The 25,480-nt window shown below is 67.1% G+C and carries 27 protein-coding genes; 13 read left to right on the top strand and 14 right to left on the bottom strand.

The genetic code is table 11. From position 1 onward, the window contains the following. Nucleotides 1-11 precede the first annotated feature (11 nt). From ACFC4D_RS03105 to ACFC4D_RS03120, 4 genes are all read right to left on the bottom strand, one after another. On the bottom strand, nt 12-1,421 hold the full coding sequence (locus ACFC4D_RS03105) for an amino acid permease (RefSeq protein ID WP_376061476.1): 1,410 nt from the start codon (nt 1,419-1,421) through the stop codon (nt 12-14). Between the two features lie 197 nt (nt 1,422-1,618). After that, the gene (locus ACFC4D_RS03110) at nt 1,619-2,098 is read right to left on the bottom strand and encodes a pyridoxamine 5'-phosphate oxidase family protein (RefSeq protein ID WP_376061479.1); all 480 of its coding nucleotides are present in this window, start codon (nt 2,096-2,098) and stop codon (nt 1,619-1,621) included. A 9-nt stretch (nt 2,099-2,107) separates the two neighbouring features. After that, nucleotides 2,108-3,079, bottom strand: coding sequence for a non-homologous end-joining DNA ligase (gene ligD, locus ACFC4D_RS03115; protein ID WP_376061481.1), 972 nt, complete (start codon nt 3,077-3,079; stop codon nt 2,108-2,110). A 121-nt stretch (nt 3,080-3,200) separates the two neighbouring features. Further along, complete coding sequence (locus ACFC4D_RS03120; protein WP_376061483.1) at nt 3,201-3,392, bottom strand: hypothetical protein; 192 nt, start codon at nt 3,390-3,392, stop codon at nt 3,201-3,203. Between the two features lie 40 nt (nt 3,393-3,432). Here ACFC4D_RS03120 and ACFC4D_RS03125 point away from each other — a divergent pair, with 40 nt between their 5' ends. The 3 genes from ACFC4D_RS03125 to ACFC4D_RS03135 all read left to right on the top strand — a co-directional run bounded on the left by ACFC4D_RS03125 (nt 3,433) and on the right by ACFC4D_RS03135 (nt 5,147). Then, the gene (locus ACFC4D_RS03125) at nt 3,433-4,005 is read left to right on the top strand and encodes a hypothetical protein (protein ID WP_376061485.1); all 573 of its coding nucleotides are present in this window, start codon (nt 3,433-3,435) and stop codon (nt 4,003-4,005) included. Nucleotides 4,006-4,014: 9 nt separating this feature from the next. After that, nucleotides 4,015-4,170: a hypothetical protein gene (locus ACFC4D_RS03130; protein ID WP_364633449.1), complete on the top strand. Its 156-nt coding sequence runs from the start codon at nt 4,015-4,017 to the stop codon at nt 4,168-4,170. 62 nt (nt 4,171-4,232) lie between these two features. Then, on the top strand, nt 4,233-5,147 hold the full coding sequence (locus ACFC4D_RS03135) for a 2-hydroxyacid dehydrogenase (RefSeq protein WP_375966974.1): 915 nt from the start codon (nt 4,233-4,235) through the stop codon (nt 5,145-5,147). Between the two features lie 108 nt (nt 5,148-5,255). Here the strand turns inward: ACFC4D_RS03135 and ACFC4D_RS03140 are convergent, their stop codons facing one another. Together ACFC4D_RS03140 and ACFC4D_RS03145 are read right to left on the bottom strand one after the other, a co-directional pair. Then, nucleotides 5,256-5,858, bottom strand: a complete 603-nt coding sequence (locus ACFC4D_RS03140; RefSeq protein WP_364633446.1) for a hypothetical protein — start codon at nt 5,856-5,858, stop codon at nt 5,256-5,258. Between the two features lie 131 nt (nt 5,859-5,989). Beyond that, on the bottom strand, nt 5,990-7,915 hold the full coding sequence (locus ACFC4D_RS03145; protein ID WP_376061486.1) for a GTP-binding protein: 1,926 nt from the start codon (nt 7,913-7,915) through the stop codon (nt 5,990-5,992). A gap of 206 nt (nt 7,916-8,121) precedes the next feature. On the opposite strand from ACFC4D_RS03145, the gene ACFC4D_RS03150 reads away from it, so the two are divergent. Continuing rightward, nucleotides 8,122-9,057, top strand: coding sequence for a hypothetical protein (locus ACFC4D_RS03150; RefSeq protein ID WP_376061488.1), 936 nt, complete (start codon nt 8,122-8,124; stop codon nt 9,055-9,057). Nucleotides 9,058-9,101: 44 nt separating this feature from the next. Here the strand turns inward: ACFC4D_RS03150 and ACFC4D_RS03155 are convergent, their stop codons facing one another. Beyond that, nucleotides 9,102-9,707, bottom strand: a complete 606-nt coding sequence (locus ACFC4D_RS03155; RefSeq protein ID WP_376061491.1) for a TetR/AcrR family transcriptional regulator — start codon at nt 9,705-9,707, stop codon at nt 9,102-9,104. Nucleotides 9,708-9,825: 118 nt separating this feature from the next. Here ACFC4D_RS03155 and ACFC4D_RS03160 point away from each other — a divergent pair, with 118 nt between their 5' ends. The 3 genes from ACFC4D_RS03160 to ACFC4D_RS03170 are packed head-to-tail and all read left to right on the top strand — an operon-like array spanning nt 9,826 to nt 11,252. Further along, nucleotides 9,826-10,221, top strand: a complete 396-nt coding sequence (locus ACFC4D_RS03160) for a nuclear transport factor 2 family protein (protein WP_375966968.1) — start codon at nt 9,826-9,828, stop codon at nt 10,219-10,221. A gap of 37 nt (nt 10,222-10,258) precedes the next feature. After that, complete coding sequence (locus ACFC4D_RS03165; RefSeq protein WP_375966967.1) at nt 10,259-10,651, top strand: NUDIX domain-containing protein; 393 nt, start codon at nt 10,259-10,261, stop codon at nt 10,649-10,651. A 34-nt stretch (nt 10,652-10,685) separates the two neighbouring features. Further along, nucleotides 10,686-11,252 carry a hypothetical protein gene (locus ACFC4D_RS03170; protein WP_376061494.1) on the top strand — a complete coding sequence of 189 codons (567 nt, stop codon included), beginning with the start codon at nt 10,686-10,688 and terminating at the stop codon, nt 11,250-11,252. 24 nt (nt 11,253-11,276) lie between these two features. Here the strand turns inward: ACFC4D_RS03170 and ACFC4D_RS03175 are convergent, their stop codons facing one another. Further along, nucleotides 11,277-11,771, bottom strand: a complete 495-nt coding sequence (locus tag ACFC4D_RS03175) for a nitroreductase/quinone reductase family protein (RefSeq protein ID WP_376061495.1) — start codon at nt 11,769-11,771, stop codon at nt 11,277-11,279. A gap of 101 nt (nt 11,772-11,872) precedes the next feature. Between ACFC4D_RS03175 and ACFC4D_RS03180 the strand changes: the two genes are divergently transcribed. After that, complete coding sequence (locus ACFC4D_RS03180; protein WP_376061497.1) at nt 11,873-12,553, top strand: TetR/AcrR family transcriptional regulator C-terminal domain-containing protein; 681 nt, start codon at nt 11,873-11,875, stop codon at nt 12,551-12,553. A gap of 3 nt (nt 12,554-12,556) precedes the next feature. Here ACFC4D_RS03180 and ACFC4D_RS03185 read toward each other — a convergent pair whose 3' ends face one another. Genes ACFC4D_RS03185 through ACFC4D_RS03195 form a run of 3 tightly spaced genes read right to left on the bottom strand, consistent with a single transcriptional unit; the run spans nt 12,557 to nt 16,837 of the window. Further along, nucleotides 12,557-14,893 (bottom strand): glycoside hydrolase family 65 protein, encoded by a 2,337-nt coding sequence (locus ACFC4D_RS03185; RefSeq protein WP_376061499.1) that lies wholly within the window; start codon nt 14,891-14,893, stop codon nt 12,557-12,559. Beyond that, nucleotides 14,893-15,648, bottom strand: a complete 756-nt coding sequence (locus ACFC4D_RS03190) for an HAD family hydrolase (RefSeq protein ID WP_376061500.1) — start codon at nt 15,646-15,648, stop codon at nt 14,893-14,895. Before ACFC4D_RS03190 ends, ACFC4D_RS03185 begins: the two co-directional genes overlap by 1 nt. Before the next feature lie 28 nt (nt 15,649-15,676). Then, a complete protein-coding gene (locus ACFC4D_RS03195) occupies nt 15,677-16,837 on the bottom strand; it encodes an LLM class flavin-dependent oxidoreductase (protein ID WP_375966958.1) in 1,161 nt (386 codons plus the stop codon). A 166-nt stretch (nt 16,838-17,003) separates the two neighbouring features. Between ACFC4D_RS03195 and ACFC4D_RS03200 the strand changes: the two genes are divergently transcribed. From ACFC4D_RS03200 to ACFC4D_RS03210, 3 genes are all read left to right on the top strand, one after another. Continuing rightward, nucleotides 17,004-17,735: a M50 family metallopeptidase gene (locus ACFC4D_RS03200; RefSeq protein ID WP_364633424.1), complete on the top strand. Its 732-nt coding sequence runs from the start codon at nt 17,004-17,006 to the stop codon at nt 17,733-17,735. A gap of 120 nt (nt 17,736-17,855) precedes the next feature. Beyond that, nucleotides 17,856-18,665: an SAM-dependent methyltransferase gene (locus ACFC4D_RS03205; protein WP_364633422.1), complete on the top strand. Its 810-nt coding sequence runs from the start codon at nt 17,856-17,858 to the stop codon at nt 18,663-18,665. 37 nt (nt 18,666-18,702) lie between these two features. Continuing rightward, the gene (locus tag ACFC4D_RS03210; protein ID WP_375966956.1) at nt 18,703-19,977 is read left to right on the top strand and encodes a diguanylate cyclase domain-containing protein; all 1,275 of its coding nucleotides are present in this window, start codon (nt 18,703-18,705) and stop codon (nt 19,975-19,977) included. Here ACFC4D_RS03210 and ACFC4D_RS03215 read toward each other — a convergent pair. Next, nucleotides 19,974-20,765 (bottom strand): 3-oxo-5-alpha-steroid 4-dehydrogenase, encoded by a 792-nt coding sequence (locus ACFC4D_RS03215; protein ID WP_376061502.1) that lies wholly within the window; start codon nt 20,763-20,765, stop codon nt 19,974-19,976. The genes ACFC4D_RS03210 and ACFC4D_RS03215 overlap by 4 nt on opposite strands. 123 nt (nt 20,766-20,888) lie before the next feature. On the opposite strand from ACFC4D_RS03215, the gene ACFC4D_RS03220 reads away from it, so the two are divergent. Then, nucleotides 20,889-21,899 carry a hypothetical protein gene (locus ACFC4D_RS03220; protein ID WP_375966954.1) on the top strand — a complete coding sequence of 337 codons (1,011 nt, stop codon included), beginning with the start codon at nt 20,889-20,891 and terminating at the stop codon, nt 21,897-21,899. On the opposite strand, the gene ACFC4D_RS03225 is transcribed toward ACFC4D_RS03220, so the two are convergent. Then, nucleotides 21,896-23,314 carry a cytochrome P450 gene (locus ACFC4D_RS03225; protein ID WP_376061504.1) on the bottom strand — a complete coding sequence of 473 codons (1,419 nt, stop codon included), beginning with the start codon at nt 23,312-23,314 and terminating at the stop codon, nt 21,896-21,898. The genes ACFC4D_RS03220 and ACFC4D_RS03225 overlap by 4 nt on opposite strands. Before the next feature lie 70 nt (nt 23,315-23,384). On the opposite strand from ACFC4D_RS03225, the gene ACFC4D_RS03230 reads away from it, so the two are divergent. Further along, nucleotides 23,385-24,032 (top strand): TetR/AcrR family transcriptional regulator, encoded by a 648-nt coding sequence (locus tag ACFC4D_RS03230; RefSeq protein WP_375966951.1) that lies wholly within the window; start codon nt 23,385-23,387, stop codon nt 24,030-24,032. Here the strand turns inward: ACFC4D_RS03230 and ACFC4D_RS03235 are convergent. Further along, on the bottom strand, nt 23,989-25,308 hold the full coding sequence (locus ACFC4D_RS03235; protein ID WP_376061505.1) for a phytoene desaturase family protein: 1,320 nt from the start codon (nt 25,306-25,308) through the stop codon (nt 23,989-23,991). The two genes, ACFC4D_RS03230 and ACFC4D_RS03235, sit on opposite strands and share 44 nt — an antisense overlap. Nucleotides 25,309-25,480 lie beyond the last annotated feature (172 nt).

Raw genomic sequence — 25,480 nt, forward strand, 5'->3', positions numbered from 1 at the left:
ACGTGTTGCTGTTAAACGCTTTCAGGCTGGGCGTTACGCCGGGTCAGCAGCGGATACGCGGCGCACACCAGCACGCCCCAGACCACTCCGACCACCACCGCGGTGCGACCCGATTCGGTGAAGAACAGCAGCACCACGACCAGCGCCAGGAAGGCCAGGGCCACCGCTGAGGTGAACGGCGCACCGGGCAGCCGGTAGTCACTGGCGGGGAGCGCTCCGGCGCGCACGCGAGCGCGATAGATCATGTGGCACACCAGGATCACGCCCCAGACGAAGATGATGCCGATGGTGGACACCGAGGTGACATACCCGAACGCCTTCTCCGGCGAGAAGTAGTTCACGCCGACGCCGATCACCATGACCGCCGCCGATACCGCGATTCCGGTCGCGGGCACCGAACGAGAGCTCAACTCGCCCAGCCCCTTCGGGGCCTCATCGCGCTGGGCCAGACTGCGCAGCATGCGCCCGGTCGAGTAGATGCCCGAATTGCAGGAGGACAGCGCCGCCGTCAACAGCACGAAATTGATGATGGCCGCCGCGCCCGGAATGCCGATCTGCTCGAACACCTCCACGAACGGACTGCGACCCGAATGGAAGGTGCGCCAACTGGACACCGACATGATGACGATGAGCGCGCCGATGTAGAACAGGCCGATGCGGAACGGCAGCGTATTGATCGCCTTGCGCAGCGTCTTCTTCGGATCGCGGGCCTCACCGGCGGTCACGCCCACCAGTTCCACACCGACGTAGGCGAACAGCACGATCTGCAGCGCCAGCAGGGCCTGACTGAACCCGTTCGGGAAGACGCCGCCGTCGTTCCACAGATTGCTCACGGTCGGGTTGGCGGCGTGGCCGAACCCGAACAGCAGCACCCCGATGCCGATCAGGATCATGGCGATGATGGCGGTGACCTTGATGGTGGAGAACCAGAACTCGCCCTCGCCGAAGAGCTTCACCGACACCAGGTTCGCCACGAACATGACCCCGAGCACCACCAGCGCGGTCACCCACTGCGGGATGTCGAACCAGTACTGCACGTACTTACCGGCCACGGTGATCTCGGCCATGCAGGTGGCGACCCAGACCGCCCAGTAGGTCCAGCCGGTGGCGAAGCCCGCGAAGCGGCCCAGGAATTCATTCGCGTATTCGGCGAAGCTGCCGGTGACCGGGCGATAGGTGAGCAGTTCGCCCAGTGCCCGCATGATGACGAAGATGGCCAGGCCCGCCGCGAGGTAGGCCAGAATGAGTGCGGGACCGGCCTGTTCGATGGCGCCGCCCGCGCCGTAGAACAATCCGGTCCCGATGGCCCCGCCGATCGCGATCATCTGGATGGTGCGCGGGGATAGTCCGCGCGAATAGCCCTCGTCGGTGGTGGCCGCGCCGGTCTCGGTGACCCGCGCCTGCCTGTCCGATGCAGTCATACGTTCCTTCCACGAGCGAGCGGCCGCACCGCTGAGCGGCGTGGTTCACACCGCGTCACGTGGGCCGCGCCGAGCTAACCGGCGGGTTGCCGCACTCGGTCCAACGGCGTGTCACGCTACCGCAGAGGTATCGCGCGTCACAGGCGGCGGGCCGCCAGCGCTGGTGAGGAAGGTGCGGGATCTACCGATCGGTAACCTCAGGCGTCGAGATCGTCGACCAGTTCGAGTCCGGTGACGATCTCGGTCTCGATCCGAATGACATGGTCCATCGGCATATTGATCCACGGGTCCAGCAGCGTCTCGTAGCGCTGGGTCTGTTCGGGATCCATCACCACCCGGGCCACGCCGGTGACGATGACGCTCCAGCCGCGCCGGGTGTGCTCATCGAAGTCGTCGGCCTCGTACGCGACGATCTGCCCGTCACCTCGCAGCAGACTTGCGCCCAGATTCGCCCGCACTACGACAGCGTCCGGTTCGACAATATGGTTCACGGGCCTGATGATCGGAAGTCCGCGACGCGAGAAAACGATTCGGCCGTATTGTGCGCTTGCCAACCGCTCGAGTGAATCGGCAGCCGAGAGTTCGCGCAGCTTTCGTGACCCTTCGCCGCCCATTCCTCCGATTGTGGTCGCTTCTTCGGAATTTGGCCAATTGTGTTGCCGCAACGCAATGTTCATAGGCCGGGCTCAGTGCACCGGAGGCACTTCCACCTGCGCCGGAGCCTTGTCCGTGCGCAGACCTTTCCAACTCGGCATACGAAGCCGGGCGCCCGCGAATTCGCGATACTGCACATCGCCCACCAGGATCGGATCCACCCAGTGCCAGCGGCCCGCCGCGGCTTCCGGCGGCGCCGGGTCGAAAGGGCTTGTGACGACCTCGATTTCATCGAGGGTGCGGCGAATAATGCGCCGGGCGGTCTGGGTGAAGCCGGTGCCGACATTGCCGATGTAGGCGAATCGACCGGTCTCGTCGTATGCGCCGAGGACCAGTGAACCGAACGTGGGGGCCATCGCACCGGTCCCCGGCGTCCAACCGGCAACCACCACTTCGGTAGTGCGCCGCAGCGGTGTCTTGATCCAGGCGGGCGATCGACGGCCGGGCAGATACACCGAATCGACGCGCTTGGACACGATGCCCTCGAGGTGATGGTCGCGAGCCGCATTCAGCAAACTGTCCGCATCCATATCGAGCCAGTGCGGCGGGGCGGAGAGCGGGTCGGTGAACTCCAGTCCGGCCAGTATTTCCCGGCGCGTCAGATACGGCTCGGGCATGGTGTCGCGATCCCCCAGCGTGAGGATGTCGAAGGCGAAGAACCGCACCGGAACCTCCGCGACGAGCTGTTCACCCGGCCGCGCCACATGCATGCGCCGCTGCAGCAGCCCGAAGGAGGGCGCGCCGTCCGGCCGCTGCGCCACGATCTCGCCGTCCAGGATCAGAGATCCCTTACCCGCCAAGGTCTTCAGCGCGGCCACCAACTCCGGATAGGACGAGCCGACGGAGTTGCCGTTGCGACTGTAGAGCGCGCACTCCCGCGCCGCGCACACCGCGATGATCCGCACCCCGTCCCATTTCATCTCCACCGCCCACCCGGGCTCGTCCGGCGGCGTACCGCCGACCGCCAGCATGGGGGCCGGGACACCGGACAGCGGCCAGACCACGGCGGGCCGCTACCCGCGCAGACAATCGGGCAATGGGGACATGCCCCGGAGTTTGCCGCTCGATTGCCATTCCGGGCGGGCGACCCGCCGGGAGCGATCCCTTCGTTACCGCGTCACCGCGCTACTGGGCCGAGATGCCCTGCTGACGCAGCACATCCAGCACCTCGCCGTAGCTCAGCGAGGAGTTCACGGTGAGGGTCTGCGAGGACTTGTCGGCGTTCACCGCACTGGTCGAGTCCATCCCGCGCAGTGCGCGTTCGGCCTGATCGGCATCGGCGGAGAAATGCGGGAGTTGGAATGTGTAGGCGCTCATACTGTCTGCCTTCCGGGTGGATTTCGCGAACACTTCCGCAATGACCGGCGAGCCGCCCGGCAAACCCCGGCGCGTCGCCCAGCCAAACCCGGACAACCCCGCGTCCTGCGGGTTTGTTGTGCCGTACCGCGGGAATAGCGACAGTATGTTCACCATCATCGGGCTCATCGCGCTGGTCGCGGCCGTGGCCGTAGGGGTCGCGGGGATAGTCGCCAACAGCGGCGGAAGCCATCTGCTCTCCGGCGGTTTCACCGTCTTCGGTCATAACTACACGGGCTCCTCGGGCCTACTTTTCGCGTACGGCATCCTCATCGGCGCCGTCGGTACCTGCGGGCTCATCATGCTGCTGGCGGGCACCTGGACCACCTCCCGCCGCGGTATCGCCGCACGCCGGGACCTGAGACAGTCGCGGCGCGAAATGGCCGCCGCGCGAAAGGAATTCGGTACACCCATCCCGGATACCGCGCCCGCCAGGCCGGTCGCGGCGAAGCCCGTGATGGCGAAGCCGGCGCCGGCCGCCGCTCCCGCGCAGCAGCCGCAGTGGTCGATGAACCGCTTCCTGCGCCGGCCGTCGGCCGACACTCCGGCCAACCCCGCAACAACCTCCAAATAGGAATTCGTCATGATTGTTCTCGGACTCGTCCTGCTCGTCATCGGCTGGCTCGTCGGCATTCCGCTGCTGACCACGCTCGGCATCATCGTGCTGGTGGCCGGTCTGGTGCTCTGGGCGCTCGGCTCGGTCGGCCGTCCGGTCGGCGGCAGGCGCTGGTATTACTAACCCTCATTGACAGCATTGACAGCTCGCGACCGCCGCGAGGCACATCCGATAACGTCACCACCATGAGTGTGACTGTGCTCGTTCCGGATGATTACGGCCTCGCGGCGGTCGCGCGTCTGGAGGGCGTGCGGGCGTTGCGTTTCCGGCTCGGGGAGCCCTTGCCCGCCGGGGCCGAGGAGGCCGAGGTGCTGGTGCCCGGGTTCCTGGTCGGCCCCGAAGCGGTGCATATGACCTGGGAGCTGCCGAAACTGCGACTGGTGCAATTGCTCACCGCCGGTGCGGAGGCGTGGGTCGGGAAGGTGCCCGAAGGGGTCATGCTCTCGATCGCGCGCGGTGCGCACGGGGCGAGCACCGCCGAATGGGCGATGACCGGATTGCTCACGGTGTACCGGGAATTCGTGGAGTTCGCGGCGGCGCAGCGCGAGCACCGGTGGACCCAGCATCAGACCGACACCCTGTCCGGCAAGCGGATTCTCATCGTGGGCGCGGGCGATCTCGCCAATGAGCTGGAACGCAAGCTGCTCGCGTTCGACGCCACGGTCGCCAAGGTCGGCACCCGGGCGCGGACGGGCGTGCACGGGGTGGACGAATTGCCCGGGCTGCTGGGCGATTTCGACGTCGTGGTGCTGATGGTGCCGGTGACCGCCGCGACCACCGGCATGGTGGACGCGCGATTCCTGTCCCGCATGGCCGACGGCGCGATCCTGGTCAATGCGGCACGCGGTCCGGTGGTGCGCACCGACGCGCTGCTCGCCGAGCTCGAAAAAGGCCGTCTGCGCGCGATTCTCGATGTCACCGATCCGGAGCCGCTGCCCGCGGGGCATCCGCTCTGGGATGCGCCGGGTGTGCTCATCACCCCGCATGTGGGCGGCAGCAGCCGGGGCAGTCAGCAGCGCGGCTGGGCCATCGCGGTCGAGCAGATCGGCAGATATCTCGCGGGTGAGGCGCCTCAGCACCTGGTGCACGGCGAATACTGAACCGCGGGGCACGGCGAATACCGCTCCGCGCCCGGGTATCTCGCGATCAGCGGCTGTCCCTGGCAGCTCAGCGACCGTCCCCGCCGGATCAGCGGCCGTCCTGCCGGGTCAGAGGCTGTCCTTGCCGATCGGCCGGTTCATCGACCGCCATTCCCGGTCCCAGCGCGAATTGCGCCGGGTTTCCAGCACGGTCCCGGTGATCCACACCGTCGCCGCTGCGGCACACCAGCTTTCGACCAGTATGGCGAGCCCGGTGCCGACGCCCTCGGCCGCGGCCGCACCCGGCCGTGCGGGTGCGATGGTGGGGTTGCCGTCATTGCCGATCCACAGCGGCACCGTACTGCCCACGGTCTGCGGTGCAGGCACATCGATGGTCGCGATCACGGTGTGCCCGTCGTGATTCCAGGTCGCGGGCGCCTGATACCGGTCCTGGTGCACCCCGTACCGATCGGCCGCCGGCAGCCGCAGCGTCTCCCCGGTGAGCGTGGCGTCCACATGCTCCTTACCCGCGTCCTGTGCCGCGATCCGAGCCGCCGCCCCGGTGTAGCTCACGGTCCCGATCGCACCCGATACCGGTATCGCCACCACGACGGCCGCCACCGCCAGCGCCCGGACCACCACCTCGAATCGATCCGAAAACCGCATGAGCGGATTGGGATTCCACGGCCGGACCCGCCAGGCCCGCACCGACGTGGGAGGACTCTCCGACACCAGGACCACCTCCTCCACGGCGTCGCACTACCTTGATATCGGTAGCCATACCCACTCTGATACCCCTCGAAAAGCGGATTGTCCAGCGGGAACTCGGATTCGGCGGGTGAGGCGGACGATCGACGCGCGGATCACCACCGTGTTCGCGATTCGGGCCGTGCACCAAGCGGCCGATCCCCGGACGGACGCGACCACCACATGCCCTCGCCTCGGGTCAGACCCGGCAATCGCTGTTCGGCAGAGCGGACCCGGCGCGCGGGAAGGGTTCCGGTGAGCTGCCAGCCGGTCGCGCCGGGCACGGTGTCCTCGATATCCGCGCCGAGTTCGGTGAGACAGGACAGGACCGGTGCGATCGTGTCGGCGGGGATCTCGGCCTCGAAGGCGTGGCAAGGCTCGTAGATTTCGGTTCCCGCGGCGTCGAGGGCGCGGGCGAGCACCACCGGTGTCAGCGCGCGGAAGTCACCGGCGGTGCTGAGCGGGCCGACGAAACCCGAACGGGTCAGGGTGACAACGCAATCGGTGACGGGCCTGCTGTGTGGTCCGGTGCGGAGCGTAGCGTGCACCGTTTCCTCGATGGCGCAGTGGAAGGCGTGCGGTAGCGCGCCCAGTTCGGTCTCGTAGTGAAAGGCGGTGCCGGATCCTATGGGTGCTTTATCGACGCGCAGGCCGATGGTGGCCCACCAGCCGCCGGGGCTGGGTGCGCGTCTGCCCATTTCCTCGCATGATTCGCCGCTGTGGCGCGGTCGTTCGAAATAGGCAGGGCGGAAGGGTTCGAAGATCGCGGCTATGCCGAATTCCTGTGCCAGGGTCGCGGCGATGATCTCCTGCTGGATCTCGCCGTACAGCAGTAGTGCGGTGCCGCCGCCGGATTCCGCGGTCGCGTGAATAAAAGGGTCCTGTTCGGACAGTTGCCGTAGGGCCAGGTGCAGGCGGGCCGCCGCGCTCGGATCGGCGGACCTGACCACGGTGCGGAATGTTGGTGCGGGAAAGTGGTGTGCGGCACTGTTTTCCGAACCCTCGGCCCCGAGCCGGTCCCCCACCCGTAGTTCGGCCGGGCCGCTGATTCTGGCGATGCCGCCCGCGCACAATCGGTCGGCGGCAGGCTCGCCGATGACCTCGACGGCGGTGATCCGGCCGGTGTACGAACTCTCGGTGCCATCCGGGTCGCGGCGACGCATGATCACCTGTTGACGCGGGATCACCGTTCCCGCGAACAGCCTCAGATAGGCGGTTTTGGCACCGGATGGTCGGCGTTCGAGCGCGAACACGATGCCCTCGGGATCGGCGGTCTCATCGCCGGGGTGCGGGCGCAGCAGCGCCGTCACGCCGTCGATGAGCGCGCCGATGCCCTGGCCGCTGATGGCCGAACCGAAGTACACCGGATGGGTGCGGCCCGCGTCGACGCTGTCCGCGAACGCGGTCCACAGTTCGGCGGGGGTGGGGTCCGGCCCGTCGACCAGGCGATCCAGCCAGGTGTCATCGGTGTCGGCGAGCAACTCCGACAGGCGAGCGGTGAACTCCGGGGCCTCATGTGAGACCGCGAGTGCGCGGGCCGATCGGGCGCCGAGGTCGCACACCTCCGTCATGGGGATCAGATGCGGTGTCAGCCACCGCCGAATATCGTCGAGCAGTTCGTCCCGGCGCGCACCACGCCGATCGATCTTGTTGACGAAAAGTACTACCGGCACGCGCATTTCGCGCAGCGTGCGCATCAGGCGGCGGGTCTGCGCCTGGACGCCCTCCACCGCGGACAGCACCAGGATCGCGCCGTCGAGCACCGCTAGCGCGCGATCCACCTCCGCGATGAAATCGGAGTGCCCGGGGGTGTCGACCAGATTCACCCGGACGTCGTCAGCGGTGAAGGACACCACCGAGGAGCGCACGGTGATACCGCGCTGACGTTCGATCACCCCGGTGTCGGTGCGGGTATTGCCCGCGTCGACCGCACCGAGCACGTCGATGACGCCGGTATCGAACAGCAGGCGTTCGGTCAGGCTGGTTTTACCGGCGTCAACATGCGCCAGGATGCCGATATTGAGGGTGTGCCGAATATGCATGGGAGTCGAAGTCCTCGAAAGTCACCGTCCGGTAAGGGATTTGGGGTGTATCGAGGAATCGGCGCATGGCATCTCCCGCTGTGAATGGACCGGACACCAGCACGTTTCCACCATCGGCGGCGACCGGCAACTGATTTTCGATCCCCGGCAACACCCGGGCGAACCATGCGCCCGGCCGGTCCGGCGGGCTCGTAGGCTTGACTCTCATGACGCTGGACGAGGTTGCGGCCGAACTCTACGGGGCGGCGCCCGCGGACTTCGTGGCGTTGCGCACGGAACGGGCCGGTCAGGCGCGGGCCGACGGGGACAGGGCGCTGGCCGCGGAGATCGGGAAGTTGCGGCGGCCGACCGTGGCGGCGTGGGCGGTGAATCTGCTGGCCCGCGAAGACGCCGAGGACGTGGCCGCACTAATGGACCTGGGCGCGGCCCTGCGCGAGGCGCAGCGCCGGCTCTCGGCCGAGCAATTGCGCGCGCTCAGCACTCAGCGGCAGCAGGTGATCAGCGCACTTACCCGCAAGGCCGGTGACCTCGCCGCCTCGCACGGACAGCGGCTCACCGAATCGGTGCTGCGGGATATCGGCGGCACCCTCCAGGCCGCGCTGGCCGATCCGGAGATCGGCGATCAAGTCAGCGCCGGAACACTCACCGCCGCAGCCAGTTACGAAGGATTCGGTCCCGCCGGGCTCGTCGCCGTCCCCGATACGAGCGGTGCCGCAAAGGATTCCGGAGCGGCCGGGACGCCTGACAGCACATCGCACGACACGCGGACCGGTCGTACACCCCGCAGACAATCCACCGAGTCCGCGCCCCGGACCGGTTCAGGCCACAGCGATAAAGCGTCCGAAGCGCAGGCCAAAGCGCAGGCCGAGGCGCGCCGCGAACTGAAGGAATCGCTCGCCGAGATCGAATCCGCCCGCGCCGCGGTACTTTCCACGCGTTCCGAACACGACACCGCCACCGCCGAACTGACAGACCTCGATTCGCGCATCACCGAACTCCGCGACGAATTGGCCCAGGCCCAGGAACAACGCCGTTTCACCGCCGCCGCCGAACGTTCGGCCAAGGAATCCCTGCGCCACGCCGAGCAGCAACTCGAGGCCGCCGAACGCCGAGCGAAAGCCGCCCGGAACCGACTGCCCTGACACCGATTTCGCCGCGGCGTCGGCGATCACCCGCTCGACTACGGCTATTCGACGGCGAGGCCCGCGATCAGCTGTTCGATCACCGCTCGGATGGCCGGGGTCTCGGCGTCGGCATCGGTGGTGTTGGCCAGGCATTGGGCCGCTTCGTCCAGTGCCCCGACGATGATCAGCGCCAGCGGCCGAACCGGTTGCGCGCGTACCCGTCCCGCCGCGATGGCACCGGCCAGCGCGTTCTCCACCAGGCCGATGGTGTGCCGCAGTTCGATCTCCCGCCAGCGGCTCCACCCCAGTACCGCGGGCGCGTCCAGCAGCGCGATGCGCCGGACATCCGGTGCGGTGGAGGCGTCCAGCCAGGCCAGGCACCCCACGGTCAGGCTCGCCAGCGGGTCGGTGGCCCGGGCTCCCGCGACGGCCGCCCCGATCACCCGGACCAGATCGCGTTCCAGGTCTTCGAACGCCGCCTCGAACAGTTCGCGCTTCTCACCGAACTGGTGGTAGAGCGCACCCCGGCTGACCCCGGCGGCAGCGGCCACCGCGACCGTGCTGACCGCCCCATATCCGTACTGCCCGAACAGCTCTCGCGCCGCGCGGATGACCGCGCCGCGAGTGGAGGCCGAGCGTTCGGCTTGGGTTCGGCGATCAGCGTTCATGGCGACGTCGAAGTCTAGGGCAGCACCGCCGCGTCTTCGATTCGAGGCATATCGCGCTCCCGCCGGTGCTACCGTTACATACAGTCATCCTGTTTGTATCTTAGAAGGATTTCGCATCATGTCCGATGCCACCAGAGACCTTTTCGAGCGCTATCACGCCTGCTGGGCCGACCACGATCCGGACCGCATCGTCGAATTGCACACTCCCGATTCGATATTCCACCTGCATTCGGGCAGTGCGCCCGCACGCGGCCGCGATGAGATCCGCGCCTCCGCCGCCGGAACCTTCGCCCTGGTCCCGGATCTCACCTTCGAACAGGTCAGTCTCCGTGTCGGAGAAGATTTCTGGGTCGTGCAGTGGGTGCTGCGCGGCACCTCGGTCACCGGATCGCCGGTCGCGGTGGATCTGGCGGATGTGGTCTTCGTCGAGAACGGCCTGGTCCGGGAGAAGCATTCGTACGTGGACGGCGTGGCCATGCAGGCCGCCCTGGCCGCACCGGCGGAAGTATCCTGAGCTCGAAATCGCCTGAGCCGGTGGCATGATCATCGGGGTGAGCGATAAGCACCTGGTGTACTGCCGTATCGAGCGCGACGGCGCGGTCCTGCTGATCCGTCGCGCCCCGGGCGTCTTCCTGGCTGGCCGCTGGGAATTGCCCGGTGGCGGTATCGAACCCGGTGAGCGCCCCGAACAGGCCGCGGTCCGCGAAGTGTCCGAGGAGACCGGGCTGACGGTGACCGTCACCCGTGAGCGCGCCGAACATTCCTGGATGGATGTGGCCGGTCGCCCGCTGCGCATTCACGCCCGCGTCTACGAGGTGATCGAAAGCGGTTCCGGCCCGGTCACTCTCAACCCCGAGGAACATGACGACCACGCCTGGGTCACCCCGGAACAGGCCGCGGCCCTGGATCTCGCCGCGCATTTCCGGGCTGCGCTCGCGAGCTGAGGCCACTGTCACCCGGTCCTTCTACAATCGCCGCGTGACGCTCACTCTCACCGATCTCACCGGCTATATCGATCGCGATCTCGACGCCGATCTGGCGCGCTGGTTCCCCGCTGACGACCCGGTTCACGTTCCCGCGGAAACCCGTTCGGTAGCACCGTTTCTCGCTCGTTTGCAGCCCGCGGACGCGGCGGCGCTCGCCGCCCTGGATCGGCGGGTGCGCTCGGATGCCATGCCGCAGTTCCTGGATATCTACGACTGGTCCTACGGCTTCGATTTCGCCGGGAACGACTGCGGCATCCTGGATTCGGACTACACCACCGAACTCACCGATGACGATCTCTACTCCATCGGCGCGGACGGCGGCGGCAACCTTTACGTCGTACTCACCAATGGTCAAGTGGCCGTGTGGTTTCACGAGGAAGAGGTTGTCGAAGCCGGGACGCGCTTCGACAACCTCGACGTCTTCGTCTGGTCCTATGTGCGGTATCAGGCGGTGCGGGCGGGCAGGCTGGAGCGCGCGGCGGTGGAATCCGATTTCCTGGCCCTGGGCCAGGACGGCGTGCTGGAGCCGAACCTCGGACTGCTCAGATACCTGAAATAGCCCGTACCCCTTGCGAATACCGGGTCACTGCGCCGCCGCCCTGCGCAGGCGCAGGACCTGGTCCACCCCGAACAGCCGCAGCCCCAAGCGCTCCGAGCGCGATTGGTACCGGGCCACCGAGGCGACCGGCACCAGTTCGGGCTCGGTGATCCGGTAGGTCGTGCCCTCGTGCACGACCTCGGCGGTACCGGCCGCCAGCACATTCTTGAGCCAGTCCGGCGTGGTGCCGTAGGGCAGTGAGATCAGGAAATCCTCGCCCGCCTCGGTGATGCCGACCGGCGTCGCGTACTCCTTCCCGCTGGAGCGGCCGGTGTGCCGGACCACCGAGGCGTCCGACCCGCGCTGTCCGGCGGTCTTCATGACCCGCCGATTGGTGACCCGCCGGTTGAAGCGGCGCACCAGCGCGAGCCCGGGTTCATATCCCGTCTGCATCACCGCCAGCAGGAAGAACAGCGCTCCCAGGGCCAGGCCCACCGGCGTGCCCACCCCTATCGCGATCACGATCCACATGGTTCTCATCACTCTCCCTTACGACGTAAGTCTGATGGAACCAGGGAAACATTACGTTGTAAGGCTGTCAAGACCTGCGAGACTTACGACGTACGGTAAATTTGTCTGTCATGGTCACCGATCAACGTCCCCGCCTGAGCCGGGAGCAGATTTTCCGCACCGCGGTCGCGCGGGCCGACCGGGACGGCGTCGAAGCGGTCACCATGCGCAATATCGCGACCGACCTCGGCGTCGAGGCGATGTCGCTCTACCACCACGTGGCCAATAAGGCCGAATTGCTCGACGGCATGGCCGAAGTCGTGCTCGACAGCATCACCGCGGCCGTCGGAACACCGGTCGTGCACGACCCGGCCGACTGGAAACCGTTGCTGCGCAAGCGCATTCTCATCGCCCGCGACATTCTGCTCGGCCATCCGTGGGCCCCCGCGCTGATCGGCACCCGCTCCCCCATGACGCTCTCGATCGTCGCCTACTTCGACGGCGTCATCGGCCTGCTCCGCGGCGGCGGCTTCTCCTACGAACTCGCCCACCACGCCATGCACAGCCTGGGCAGCCGCGCCCTCGGCTTCACCCAGGAACTCTTCGGCCCCCCTGCCGATCAGAGCGAACCGGACGCGGTCGCCGCCCTCACCGCCATGGCCGACCGCTTCCCCAATATCGTCGGCATGATGGCCGCCGACACGCACGACGACACCGGTGCGCTGCTGGGTTGGTGCGATGACCAGACCGAATTCGAATTCGGCCTGGATCTCATCCTCGACGGCCTGGAACGGCTGCGATCGGCGGGCTGAGCCTCACTCGCGGCGGCGCGGTGCGCGCCCGGCGGGTGCGGAGACCGGGGGCGGGGCCGGTGCGGGCGGATTCGACAGGGTCAGTGCGGAATCGGTGAGGGTGTGGGCGATGCCGTGGTGACGCAGGCCGACCGGATCACCCGACAGCAGGCGATAGGCGGTGTGCTGCGGCAGGATCTCGACCGCTATTCGACTGGCGCGCCAGCGAATTCGGAAGGCCAGCCGGTCGAGCTGTTCGGGCAGGCGGGGCGCGAAGGCGGGTTCGCCCTCGTGATCGCGCAGGCCGCCGAAACCGCCGACGCAGCTGATCCAGGTGCCCGCGAGCGCCGCGATATGCAGTCCCTCACCGACATTGTGGTGCAGATCGTGCAGATCGGTGAGGGCCGCCTCGGCGAAATGGTCGAAGGCCAGGTCCAGATGTCCGACCTCGGCGGCCATGACAGCCTGCATACACGCGGACAGCGAGGAGTCCCGGACGGTCAGTTGCTCGTAGTAGCCGAAGTTCCGGGTCTTCTGCTCCAGGTCGAAGATGCCGGGGCACAGGTACATCGCCAGCACCAGGTCCGCCTGTTTGACCACCTGTAGCCGGTACAGGTCGAAATAGGGGTAGTGCAGCAGCAGCGGATACTTCTTCTCCGGTGTGCCGTCGAAATCCCAACGGGCATAACGGGTGAAGCCCTCGGACTGCTCGTGCACGCCGAGTTCGTGGTTGTAGGGCAGCACCATGGCGTCCGCGTATTTCCGCCAGCGGCCGTACTCCTCGGCGTCGACGGCCAGCTTGTCGGCGACCTCCGGGCGGCGCTCGCAGGCGTCGGCGGCGGCGCGCAAGTTCCGCCGGGCCATCAGGTTGGTGTAGAGGTTGTTGTCCGCGAGCGCGGAGTATTCATCGGGACCGCTGACGCCGTCGATGCGGAACCCGTCCGATTCCAGATGCCCCAGGCTGGCCCACAGCCGGGCGGTCTCCACCAGAAGCTCTACGCCGCACTCGATGTCGAATTCCTCGTCGCCGGTGGCGGCCAGATAGCGCACGGTCGCGTCGGCGATATCGGCATTGACGTGCACGGCGGCGGTGGCGGTCGGCCAGTAGCCGGACGCCTCCTCGCCATTGATCGAGCGCCAGGGGAACATGGCGCCGGACTGGCCGAGTTCCTCCGCGCGCTTGCGAGCCTGATCGAGCGTGGAATGCCGCCAGCGCAATGCGTCCCGCGCGGCCTGCGGCACGGTGTATGTGAGCATCGGCAGCACATAGGTTTCGGTGTCCCAGAACGCGTGCCCGTCATAACCGGGCCCGGTCAGGCCCTTGGCGGGGATGGCGCGGGCCTCCCCGCGCGCACCCGCCTGCAGGACATGGAACATCGCGAAGCGGACGGCCTGCTGAAGCTCGGGATCACCGTCCACCTCGATATCGGCCTGCGCCCAGAACTCGTCCAGGTACTCGCGCTGGCGCGCGCACAACTCGTCCCAGCCGGTCTCCATGGCGGACGCCAGTGCGGCATCGACCTGTGCGCGCAGTGCGGGCGAGGAGCGCCGCGCGGACCAGCCGTACGCGAGATATTTGGTCAGCCGCAGGCGATTTCCCGCCGCGACGTCCACCGCGATGGTCACCCGCGCCAGATCTTCCTCGGCGTGCACATCGCAGCGCGCGGACTCGCTCACCTCGAGCTCATGATTCATGGCGGCCGCCACCCGCAATCCCGAATCGCGGGTCCGATGCACCAGCACCGCGGCGAGATCGTGCGCCACCGCATCCTCGGCGACCAGCGGCCGGTCCAGCGCCGCGCCCAGCCGCGGATCGCCGTGCGCCTCCGAAATCGGTTCATTGGCAAGCAGATCCGATTGCACGACCAATTCGATCCCGCCGTCGAGGGGTTCCACCTCATAGCGGATGGCGGCCACCGCGCGATCGGTGAAGGACACCAGGCGTTCGGAGTGGATGCGCACCCGCCGCCCGGTCGGTGAGGTCCATTCGGTGCTGCGCCGCAGCGTGCCGGAGCGGAAGTCCAGCACCCGCTCGTGCGGCCCGGTGCGCCCGTAGCGCAAATCCATCGGCTCATCGCCCACCAGCAGGCGAATGATCTTGCCGTCGGTCACGTTCACCACGCTCTGGCCCAGCTCCGGATAGCCGAATCCGGCCTCGGCGTAGGGCAGCGGGCGGGATTCGTAGAAACCGTTCAGATAGGTTCCCGGCAGCCCCACCGGCTCACCTTCGTCGAAACTCCCGCGCAGACCGAGATGCCCATTGGCGAGCGCGAAGATCGACTCGGTGCGGCGCAGCGCGTCGAGATCGAGTCCGCACCAGCGCAATTCCCACGGGGCGATTTGAAACCCGTTCTCCCCCATCAGCGCTGCACCAGCTCGGACAGATCGGCGACGACCACATCCGCCCCGGCGGCGCGCAACGCCTCGGCGTGCTCGGCTTCGCCGGTGCGCTCCACCCCCACCACGAATCCGAACTTACCCGCATGCCCGGCCGCCACTCCGGAAATGGCGTCCTCGAAGACGGCGCACTCCTGCGGTCGCACACCCAATTCGGCCGCACCGGCGAGGAATCCATCCGGTGCGGGCTTACCCGCCAGACCGCGTTCCGCGAAAGTCTTCCCGTCGATGCGGATTTCGACGAAACCGGCCAGATCGGCAGCGGTCAGCACCGAGGCGGCGTTCGCCGAGGAGGACACCACCCCGATACGCAGTCCCGCCGCCCGCACCGCGGTCAGATAGTCCGCCGATCCGGGATAGACGTGTACGCCTTCCCGGTCGATCAGCCCGCGCAGCACCCGATCCTTGCGGTCCCCGATCGAGCGCACCGTCCACCCGTCGGCGGGATCACCGCTTTCCCCCTCCGGCACGGTGATGTTCCGGGACTTCAGGAACGCGCGCACCCCGTCCAAGCGCGGCAGCCCGTCCACGTGATCGCGATAGTCCGCACCCGAGAACAGCGGCGTCCCCGCTCCGCACCACTGCACCAGAAATTCGTCGAAGACCTGTTTCCAGGCCCGCTCGTGCACCGCCGCGGTACTGGTCAGCACCCCGTCCAGATCGAACAGCACCGCCGAGATCGTCTCGGGCAGACCCACTCGCGCATCCACATGAACCATGCCCCGGCGGTACCCGGACCCCGAACGATCAAACGGTGGCGCTCTCCCGCACGGACCGGCGCAGGCGGGCGGCCAGCCACAGTACGACGCCGTAGCCGAAAGCCGCGTCCGCGTTCGAGACCAGCGCCGACGACGGGAAGATAATGGCGTGCCGTAGACCGGCGTCGGCGAGTTCACGTACCCGGGACAGGATTTCGGCCGGGGTGCCGATGATCAGCCATTCGTACAGCACCGCATCGGGCACCTCGGCGATGGCCGCCTGCACCTCGGCGCGACTGAGGCGATGCGGCAGCAAATCGATGAGCCCCCGGAAGTTCTCTCCCAGTGGATGTTTCGCACCGTGCCGCGCCCAGAGCTCGGCGGAGGCGAACAGACCGAGGTAGCGCACGCCCGGTGCACGCAGCAGCCGCTTGATATCGGATCTGGTGCGGGCGGGCAGGATTTGGACCATGGCCGCGGGAACGATCGCATCGGGATCCCGGCCCGCCGCGCTCGCGGATTTGCGCACCAGTTTCCAGCGGCGTTCGTATTCGTCCGGCGGCATCGACTCCCACGGGTACCAGCCGTCGGCGTAGCGGCCGGTCAGTTCCAGCATGCGGGGACCGTGCGCGCCGATCCAGATCTGCGGCATGCGATCCGGCGGAGCGACCAGATCCATTGGCGCGTGGTCGATCCGGTAGTACTTACCGGTGAATTCGATGGGCTCGGTCGACGTCAGCGCCAGGCGCAGCACCTGCAATGCCTCTTCGAGCCGATCCACCGGGCGGTTCCAGGTGAATCCGTACGGATCGAGATTCTCCGTCTCACCGGAGCCGATCCCGAGAATGGGCGGCGTCTTGGTCATATGCGCCAGGGTGAGAAAGGTCTGCGCCAGCAGCACCGGATGCCGCCGGTGCGGATCGGTCACGCCGACCCCCAACTGCACCTTGCCAGCGCCAGCGGCGAGATGCGCCAGCAGCGGGGCGTAGTCGAATTGCTCATCGGGACTGCGCACCGTCTTGGCCTGCGGGGTGAAATCGGTGTCCCACACCGATTTCGGGAAGACGCTGATCAGATGATCCGGCGCGAGAATCGAATCCAGCCGTCCCAGGCGCGCCGCCTTCACCATGAAGCGCGCGGTCGCCAGGGGCGGATTGACACCGGCGAGCGTGCCCACCGCGAATGATTTGCCTTGCTGCGAGTCCGGCACGGCCGTCTCCTCTCGGCGGGCGCACCCCCTGCGAGCCCCCACCGATTATCACGTCGACCCCGCCGTCGTATGCGAGAAACGGCGCGCATTGGTCCGGCACGCGCGTTCAGTGGTCCGGCACTCTTGTTCGGTGGTCCGGCACAGCCACACTCGCTATGGTTCGGCGATGTACAGCGCAGAGTTCGTCGAACACGGCAGCTCGATCGTGGATCGACTGACCACCACCCAGTCCGCGCCGCCCTGGCAATTGGTGATCGGAACCGGAGTGGTCGCGCTGCTATTGGTGGCGTTCCGCCCGAGCTGGCGGCTGATGCGCAATGTGGTGACCATCGCGCACGAGGGCGGCCACGCCTTCACCGCCCTGCTGACCGGACGGCGGCTGAACAGCATCCGCCTGCATTCGGACACCTCCGGACTCACGGTGTCCAGCGGAAAGCCGTACGGCCTGGGCATGATTCTGACCACCGCGGCCGGATATCCCGCGCCCGCACTGCTGGGCCTGGCCTACGCGGGCCTGCTCGGCGCGCATCGGATCACGCTCATGCTCTGGCTCACCGTCGTACTGCTGTTGATTCTGCTGGTGAAGGTGCGCAACGGGTACGGCCTGCTGACGGTGCTGGTGATCGGCGGCATCATCGTGGTGGTGTCCTGGTTCGGCACCGATGACACCCAGGCCGGATTGGCCTATCTGGCGGCGTGGTTCCTGTTGCTGGCGGCGGTGCGCCCGGTGATCGAGTTGCAGCGTAATCGCCGTCACGAGCCGAATTCCGATGCCGATCAGCTGGCGCGCCTGACGCATGTGCCCGGACTAGTGTGGGTGCTGGTGTTCGGTGCGGTGGCGGTGGGCGCGCTCGTGGTCGGCGTGCGTTTGCTGCTGGCGGGCGTACCGCTGTCCTGAGATCGGTACCGCTACAAGATTTCTGGAGAACGCGGGCTAACATCGCGGGTGTGCACCGGCCGGGTGATCGCCGAACACGGGGATCCGCGGCCGGGTTCTTTGATTGCAGGAGGGTGCAGGATGGACAGACCGGCATGGGCCCCGGAGGGCGTGGATATGTCGCAGGCGAGCCCCGCTCGCATGTATGACGCACTGCTCGGCGGCTCACATAATTTCGAGATCGACCGCCGGGCCGCAGAACTGGGCAAATCGCTCGTACCGGACCTGCCCCGGGTTGCCCTGAGCAATCGCGCCTTCCTGCGCCGCGCCGTGCGATTCCTGGTGGATTCCGGCGTCACCCAGTTCCTCGATATCGGTTCCGGCATTCCGACCGCAGGCAATGTGCACGAGGTCGCCCAGGAGATCGATCCGACCTGCCGGGTGCTGTACGCCGATATCGATCCGGTGGCCGTGGCACACGCGCGCGCCATCCTGGGCGGCAATGACCATGCCGCCGCCATCGAGGCGGATCTGCGCAAACCCGCGGATCTGCTCACCGCCGCCCGCGAGGTCGGCCTGCTCGATTTCGATCAGCCGGTGGGCGTGCTGCTCTTCGCGGTGCTGCATCTGCTCGGTGATGAGGACCGGCCGGGCGAGACGGTCACCGCACTGCACGCCGCCGTTCCGTCGGGCAGCTATGTCGCCATCTCCCATCTCACCACCGCCACCCGGCCCGAGGACGCCGCCAAGCTCGGCGCGAACGCCGCCAATGAGAGCAAGGTCGGCATTCATTTCCGGTCCCGCGAGGCCATCACCGGTTTCTTCGACGGCTGGGAGCTACTGGAGCCGGGCGTGGTGGAGCTACCGCTGTGGCGCCCGGAATCCGAGCGCGATCAGCATGAAACCCCGGGGCGCTCACTCGGTTTGGCCGGCGTCGCCCGGAAAGCCTGAGTCCGAGTAGGGCTTTCGGGGCGGCAGGGGGTCAGCGATGGGAGCGGCACACGAACTGGCGGTGCGCTGGGCGAGCATGCTCGACGGCGCGGTCGCGCCGACCCTGAACCGCGACCAGGTCGAAGCACTGCTGACCCCGTACGCCGAGGGGCTCATCGCCGCCGTGCGGGGCACCGCCGACTCGGACGTGGCGCGCGCGGCCGCCGCCGCGCTGGTGGCCGCCAATTACCGTGACCCCCTTGCCGTGCACCGGTCGGTACTGGTGCTCTGCAAGGATCTGGTGGCCGCCGTCTGCCCGGATCCGGACTGCCCGGATTTCGGCCCGGTGCGCGAACGCGCCATCGATGTGGCCGCCGAATTCGCCGCCGAGTTCACCGCCGGATTACGCGGGGCCGCACTGGCCGAACAGGAAGCCACCATGGCCGCGGCGTTCATCGCGGCCCGCGAGGCCGAGGCCCGGCGGCAACTGTCCGAGGCGCGCTTCCAAGCCATTTTCGCGGGCGCGTCGGTGGGCATCGGCACCATCGATATCACCACCGGCCGCGTGGTCGATGTCAATAACGCCATGGCCGAAGTCCTCGGCGTCCCAGCCGAATCCATGCCGGGCCGATCGGTCGCCGATATCCTCGGGCCCGTCAATATCGGCAATGCCTTCGAACAGTTCCAGCAGCTGCTCAGCGGCGCGGTGGACAGCTTCCGCACCGAGACCGTGCACACCCGGCCCAATGGCTCCGTCACCATCATCGACCTGTCCATGTCGGTGGTGCGCGACAGCGACGGTAATCCGCGCTTCCTCATCGGGGTCACCGTCGATGTCACCGAGCGCAAACAGCTGGCCGATCAGCTCTGGTACGACGCGCACCATGATTCGCTGACCGGACTGCCCAATCGCCTGCTCTTCTTCGACCGGCTCGCCGCGGCCAATGGTCAAGTGGGCGTGTGCTATCTGGATCTGGACGGGTTCAAGGAGATCAACGATCGGCGCGGGCATACCGCCGGGGATCGGGTGCTGTGCGATGTGGCGCTGCGCCTGCGCGCCGCGCTGCCGGACAATGCCGTGGCGGCCCGGCTGGGCGGGGACGAATTCATCGTGCTGGTCGAGGACTGCACGGGCAGAACGGAATTGACCGCCGTCTCGGATCGCATTCTGGCGGCGCTGCGCGAACCCTTCGATGTGGCCGGGCTTTCGGTGACGGTGGGCGCGAGTATCGGTACCGCACTGGTGGATACCCACTCCACCGCCATCGACGAGCTCATGCATGCCGTGGACACCGCCATGTATCGTGATAAGGCGGCGCGCCAGGGACGCTAGATGGCGAAGGGCACCAGGGCTTTTCGCTCGGCCGGGTAGTCCGCGAACTTCTCCCGGTACCACTTGTGCGTGGCGAAGGCGCGCGGCACCAGGTTCCCGAAGGTGATCAGGAAGATGACCACGCCCGGCAGCGCCCAGGTCAGGATGGCGAAGCCCGCCCAGGCGACCAACTCACCGAGATATGTTGGGCTGGTGACGAATCGGAAGCCCAGCCCGAACGGAATCTTGTATTCGGTCGCGCCCGGATTGTTCTTGTCGCGCAGGTTCCGCACGATCCACTCCGAGCTGGTCAGCAGGGCGAAACCGCTGAGATAGATGACCAGCCCGATCAGGAAACGCGGATCGGTGAGCCAATCGGTTCCGTACTGCCCCAGATAATCATGGCTGAACAGCGCACCATTGAGATAGCCGTGCAGCGCCGTGACGAACATGCCCATACCGAGCACCGAGACATTGAAACTGCTGGTCTTGCCCGGCACCTGACGAATCGAAAGGGGGAAGAACCAGCCGCGATTGGCGTAGTGCAGAATCCAGATGGCCGCCAGCACCAGCGAAGTCGGCTCGAATCGATTCGGACCGCTGAGGTAGGCGATCGCGAAGACGACGGTGGCTGGAATCTCCATGAGCCACCAGCCGAGCTTCGGATTGAGGTTCAGCCCCAGCTTGGCGGTGGCGAAGCGGCCGTACGGGCTCTGCCCGAACAGTCCGCCCACCAGCACGAATGCCGCGAATCCGAACGCGATCGTCAAGACGGTGTCATAGACGGTGTTACCGGTATACCAGTTCATTCAGGGTCCTTCGTAGTAAAACTAGAACAGGTTCTACCACGCGGGGTGGTCGGTTCGATACCCGTACGGGGCATCGATCTCTACTGCCCGGTAGGTTGGCGGACAGCCTGGAGGGAGGCGAGGATGGGTACACAGGGTTGGGATGTACTGCTGAAGTGGATGCCGTTCTTCCTGGAGGAGGAAGACGAGGAGGCCGATCGATTCGGCCTGGAATGGAATCCGCGCTTCATCCAGGTGCGCGACGAAAGTATCGGGCGGCACGCACATTTCGCGCAGCAGGGCAGCGATATCGAGGTCGTCGTCGCGGTGCCGCCGAACCCGGCCGAGGCCGAACGACTGCTCGCGGTCTTGCGCACCCAGCCCGAGGGCGTCTGGGATCCGTGCCCGCTGCCGCTCGAATCCGATAGCGCCGCACCGGATGCGCAGTGGCGCGCCGTGCAACGGGTGCGCGAGCGCCCCGAGACGGCCCGGGAGTGGAGCACCGGCTGGCGGCGCACCGCCACCGTGGCACAGCGCAAACAGGTCGCCGAATCGGTGGTCGCGGTGCTCTCGCGCGGCCTCACCATGCGCCCGGAACGGCTGCGCTTCAGCGCCTGGAGTCTGGACGCACCCGATACCGTCGGCGATTACGGCCTGGCGGCCGAGCGTCCCAGTGAGCGCGACGCGCCCGTACTCTGTTCGGACTGGGACGATTTCGAGACCCGGCTGGCCTGGTCGCTCACCACGCTGCCGTGGGATGGCGTGATCAATCTCAGCACGCCACATCCCGGACCGGATCCGTGCTTCGTGCAATTCCTGCACGGGCGGCAGCTGTTCAACGAGGCCAGCGGCTGGGATGTGGCCGGACTCGGCGCGGGCGAATTCGACCGGCGCATGCGGGATCTGGGCTGGAGCTTCGCCCCGCACAGCGTACCGGGCGGGGCGGCGCTCATCTGGGAGGGACCGGTCGCGCAGACCGGGTACAACCCACGGCTGCTCGGCACACCCCGGCGCACCGTGACCACCTTCCGCGAGGTGTTCGCGGTGCGGCATCCGCAGGACCTGGTGTTCCGGGCGTTCCGCAACGGCAAGCGCCGGGACCCCGAATTGCGTTATCTCGATGTGGAACTCGGGGTACCGCGCGATGTGCGCTAGAGCCGTTCCAGGGTGATGGGCAACCCGTCCGCCGGTTGCGGACCGGTGCCCGCCACCAGCGGCACCTCGTACCCCTGCGGCACGCTCCAGCGGTAGTTCAGCAGCATGCGATGCATGACGGCCTTGACGGTCATCCCGCCGAAGTAGCGCCCGATGCACTTGTGCGCGCCGCCGCCGAACGGTGGCCATGCGAAGCGGTGCGATTTGTCTTCCGCGCGTTGGGGTTCGAACCGCTCGGGATCGAAGACATCCGGATCATGCCAGTACTCGGCGGAGCGCATCATGACGTACGCGCCGCAGATCGCCACCGTGCCGCGCGGAATGTAGTAGCCCGAGATCTCGGTATCGGCAACGGATTCGCGCACCACCTGCCCGACCGGGGAGTACATCCGCAGCGTCTCCTTGAACGCCAGATCCAAACCGGTGAGCTGATCCAGATCCGCGTAGTCGAGGGTCGGTTTGCCCAGCGCGCGGGACTCCTCGCGTAATCGGTCCTGCCACTTCGGATTCCGCGCGAGCTCATAGCTCAGCATGGAGATGGCGTTGGTACTGGTGTCGTGCGCCGCCATCATCACGAAGATCATGTGATCGACGATGTCCGCGTCGGTGAAGGATTCCCCCTCCTCGGTACTGGCATGACACAGCACGCTGAACAGGTCGTCGCCCTCCCCCGCGCGTTTGGCGGGGAGTTCGCGGCGGAAGTACTCCTCCAGCAGCTGCCGCCCGTGCAGACCCCGATTCCAGATGCCGCCCGGCATGGGGAATCGCAGCATGGCCTGTCCGCCCTTGACGGCGTCCTCGAAGGCATGCCCCAAACGCGTTGCCTCCGGGCCGAGTTCGGCTCCGGCGAAGACCGCGGTGGCCTGTTCCAGCAGCAGCGCCTTGACGTGATCGTAGAGCGGGAATCGGGGCCCGGGCTGCCAGCCGTCCACGCCCCGGGTGATGCGCGGTGTGGTGAGATCGAGATATCCGATCAGCCGCGAGCGCGTGAACGCCTGTTGCAGAATACGGCGGTGATAGGCGTGTTCCTCGAAGTCCCGCAACAGGATTCCGCCCCGGAAGAACGGCCCGATCAGGAAGTCGTAGCCGCGCTGGGCCGACCACGCGTGCTGCCGATCCAGCACCAGTTCCTCGAGCGCCTGCGGACTGAGCAATCCGACGATCGGGCGGCCGAACGCCCCGGACCACTGCACCGGGCCGAAGCGTTGCATGCGCCGGCGCGAGAAGCCGATCGGATCCGCGAGCTGGCTGACGATATGACCGACCCCCGGCGGCCCGAAATCACCCATGACAGGTTTGAGGCCGCTCCCGGGCGGCGGGGTGGCCAGGGCGCGCGGTGCGGAGGGGTATCGCTCCAGCACCCCGGCCGCATGAGCTTGAATCCTGTGGTTCAGCACGGCTTTTCGAGGCACCATGTTCCAACGGTAGCGGAAACGATTGTTTCCGTAAACGGTTGTTTCCCGATATCTGTGCGAAGCTGTGTGGGTGACGCGAGCTTTCAACGGGACCTATCGCGGAACCTCCACCGATGAGCGCAGGGAACAGCGGCGGCGCAGGCTCCTGGACACCGCCCTGGAGATCGTCGGCACCCAGGGCCTGGCCGCTCTGACCGTGCGCGGGGTGTGCGAACAGGCCAAGGTGGGTCCGCGCTTCTTCTACGAATCCTTCAGCGATCTGGACGCTTTGGCGGCCGCGCTGCTGGACGAGGTGCAGTCGGCCGCGCTCGATCAGGCCCGCAGCACGATGGCCGAGACCCCCGGCGATCCCGAGACCAAGATCCGCGCGGGAGTCGCCGCCCTCATCATCGCGATGACCGATGATCCGCGGCGCGCCAATATCGCCTTCGCACAGGCATATGGCAGCGAGGCGCTGATGCGCATGCGGTTCGACGGTATGCGCAAGGTGGCCGCCACGATCATCGAGCAGACCCGCACGCTGCTCGATATCCCCGCGGGCGATGACACCGCGCTCACCGCGCTGGCGCAGCTCATCACCGGCGGGGCCGCCGAACTCATCCTGGTATGGCTGGACGGCGGGCTGAAGGTGGAGCGGCCCGTGCTCATCGAGATCGTGGCCGACTATGTGGTGGCTATGGTGGATCGACTACCGGGGACGGCCGCGAAGCTGCGCTGAGCAGGATCTTGTCCACCACGATCTTGGCGGTTTCGGCACAGGCGGTGGTGCCGCCGTGCGCGTATTCCTTCACCGCGTCACCGACATTCCAGAGATTGGGGATCGGTGTGTCGTGCGGCATGTCGTAACCCGCGACGGTGCGCTGGGTGGGCCAGTCGTCCCGGGTGACGGCGATGGAGAGCAGCCGGGCCTGGTCGAAGCCGTCGATCTCGTGGCGCAGATCCTGCAGCACCAGTGCCGCCTCGGCCTCCACATCGAAATCGCCGACCGAGGGTTTGGGCACGCCCGTGCCGACGTACAGATGCCAGCCCTCGGGAGCCATCTCCGGGCAGGTGGCGGTGAAATCGGCTGCGTAGCAGAGCCTTCGAGTATTGACGAAGCTGAGCAGACCGGGCGCGTCCAGCAGCTTGTCGCGACTGGTGAAGTTGACCGAGATCATGGCGCTGGGCAGATCGCCCTGTAGAACGGTGCCGATGTACTCCGACGGGAAGTGTTCGGGGCCGACCAGATCCAGCGTTGCCGACGGCCCGATATCGCTGACCGCGAAATCGCAGGTAATTTCCCGGCTTTCACCGCCCTGCCGCAGGGTCGCCCCGGTGATCCGGCCGTCCTCGACGTGCAGGCGCAGCGCCTGCGTACTCAGCAGCACCTGTCCCCCATTGCGTTCCACGACCTCGGCGAGCGCCTTCCACAATCCGATCGTGCCCTCGGGGCAGAACCCGAAATTGTCGAACGCCGCCGTGCTGGAGAAGTGCGTGAGGAAGACCCGCGCGGGCAGCTCCTCGGGCGCGGCCGCGAACACCGTCCCGCACATGGCGCGGAAGATCCCGTGTACCGCAGCGTTTTTGGTGTGCCCGCGCACCCAGTCCGCGGTGCAGAGCTCGCGGTCGGGCATACCGCCGCCGCGCTCGGCCGTGTCCTGGATCAGCGGCGCGCCCTGGCGAATCAGCTGGGAGATAAGCAATTGCCAGCCGCCGGTGGCGATATCGACCGTGCGCCCGCCGATCCGGTACAGGATCGGCGGATTCGCCGGTCGCACTTCGAATTTCGCGCCAACCTCGGTGAAGGTCTGCTCGGTGATACCGCCCAACTCGACGCCGATGGCCCCGGTGTTTATCTTGAAGCCGTAGACGTCCTCGGTGGAGGCGCGCCCCCCGACCCGATCCAGACATTCGACGACGAGGGTGCGGTAGCCGTGGTGTGAAAGCCGGGCGGCGGCGCAGAGCCCACCCGCCCCCGCTCCGACAACCAGTGCGTCCCAATGGTTCTCGCTCATGGCGAGGCTCCTTAGGAAAGCTCAGCCGACGGGATTCCCCCGGTTGAGCGTCGGCCATATCGGTGATACGACCCAATTGTCCCGCACTTCGCCGATACGCGGGACATCCGGGAACAACACCGGTTTTTCGGCGCGCGGCCGAATACGCTGCGCCGAACCGCCGTCGGCGCCG

The sequence above is a fragment of the Nocardia sp. NPDC056000 genome (assembly GCF_042269265.1).
GTDB lineage: Bacteria > Actinomycetota > Actinomycetes > Mycobacteriales > Mycobacteriaceae > Nocardia.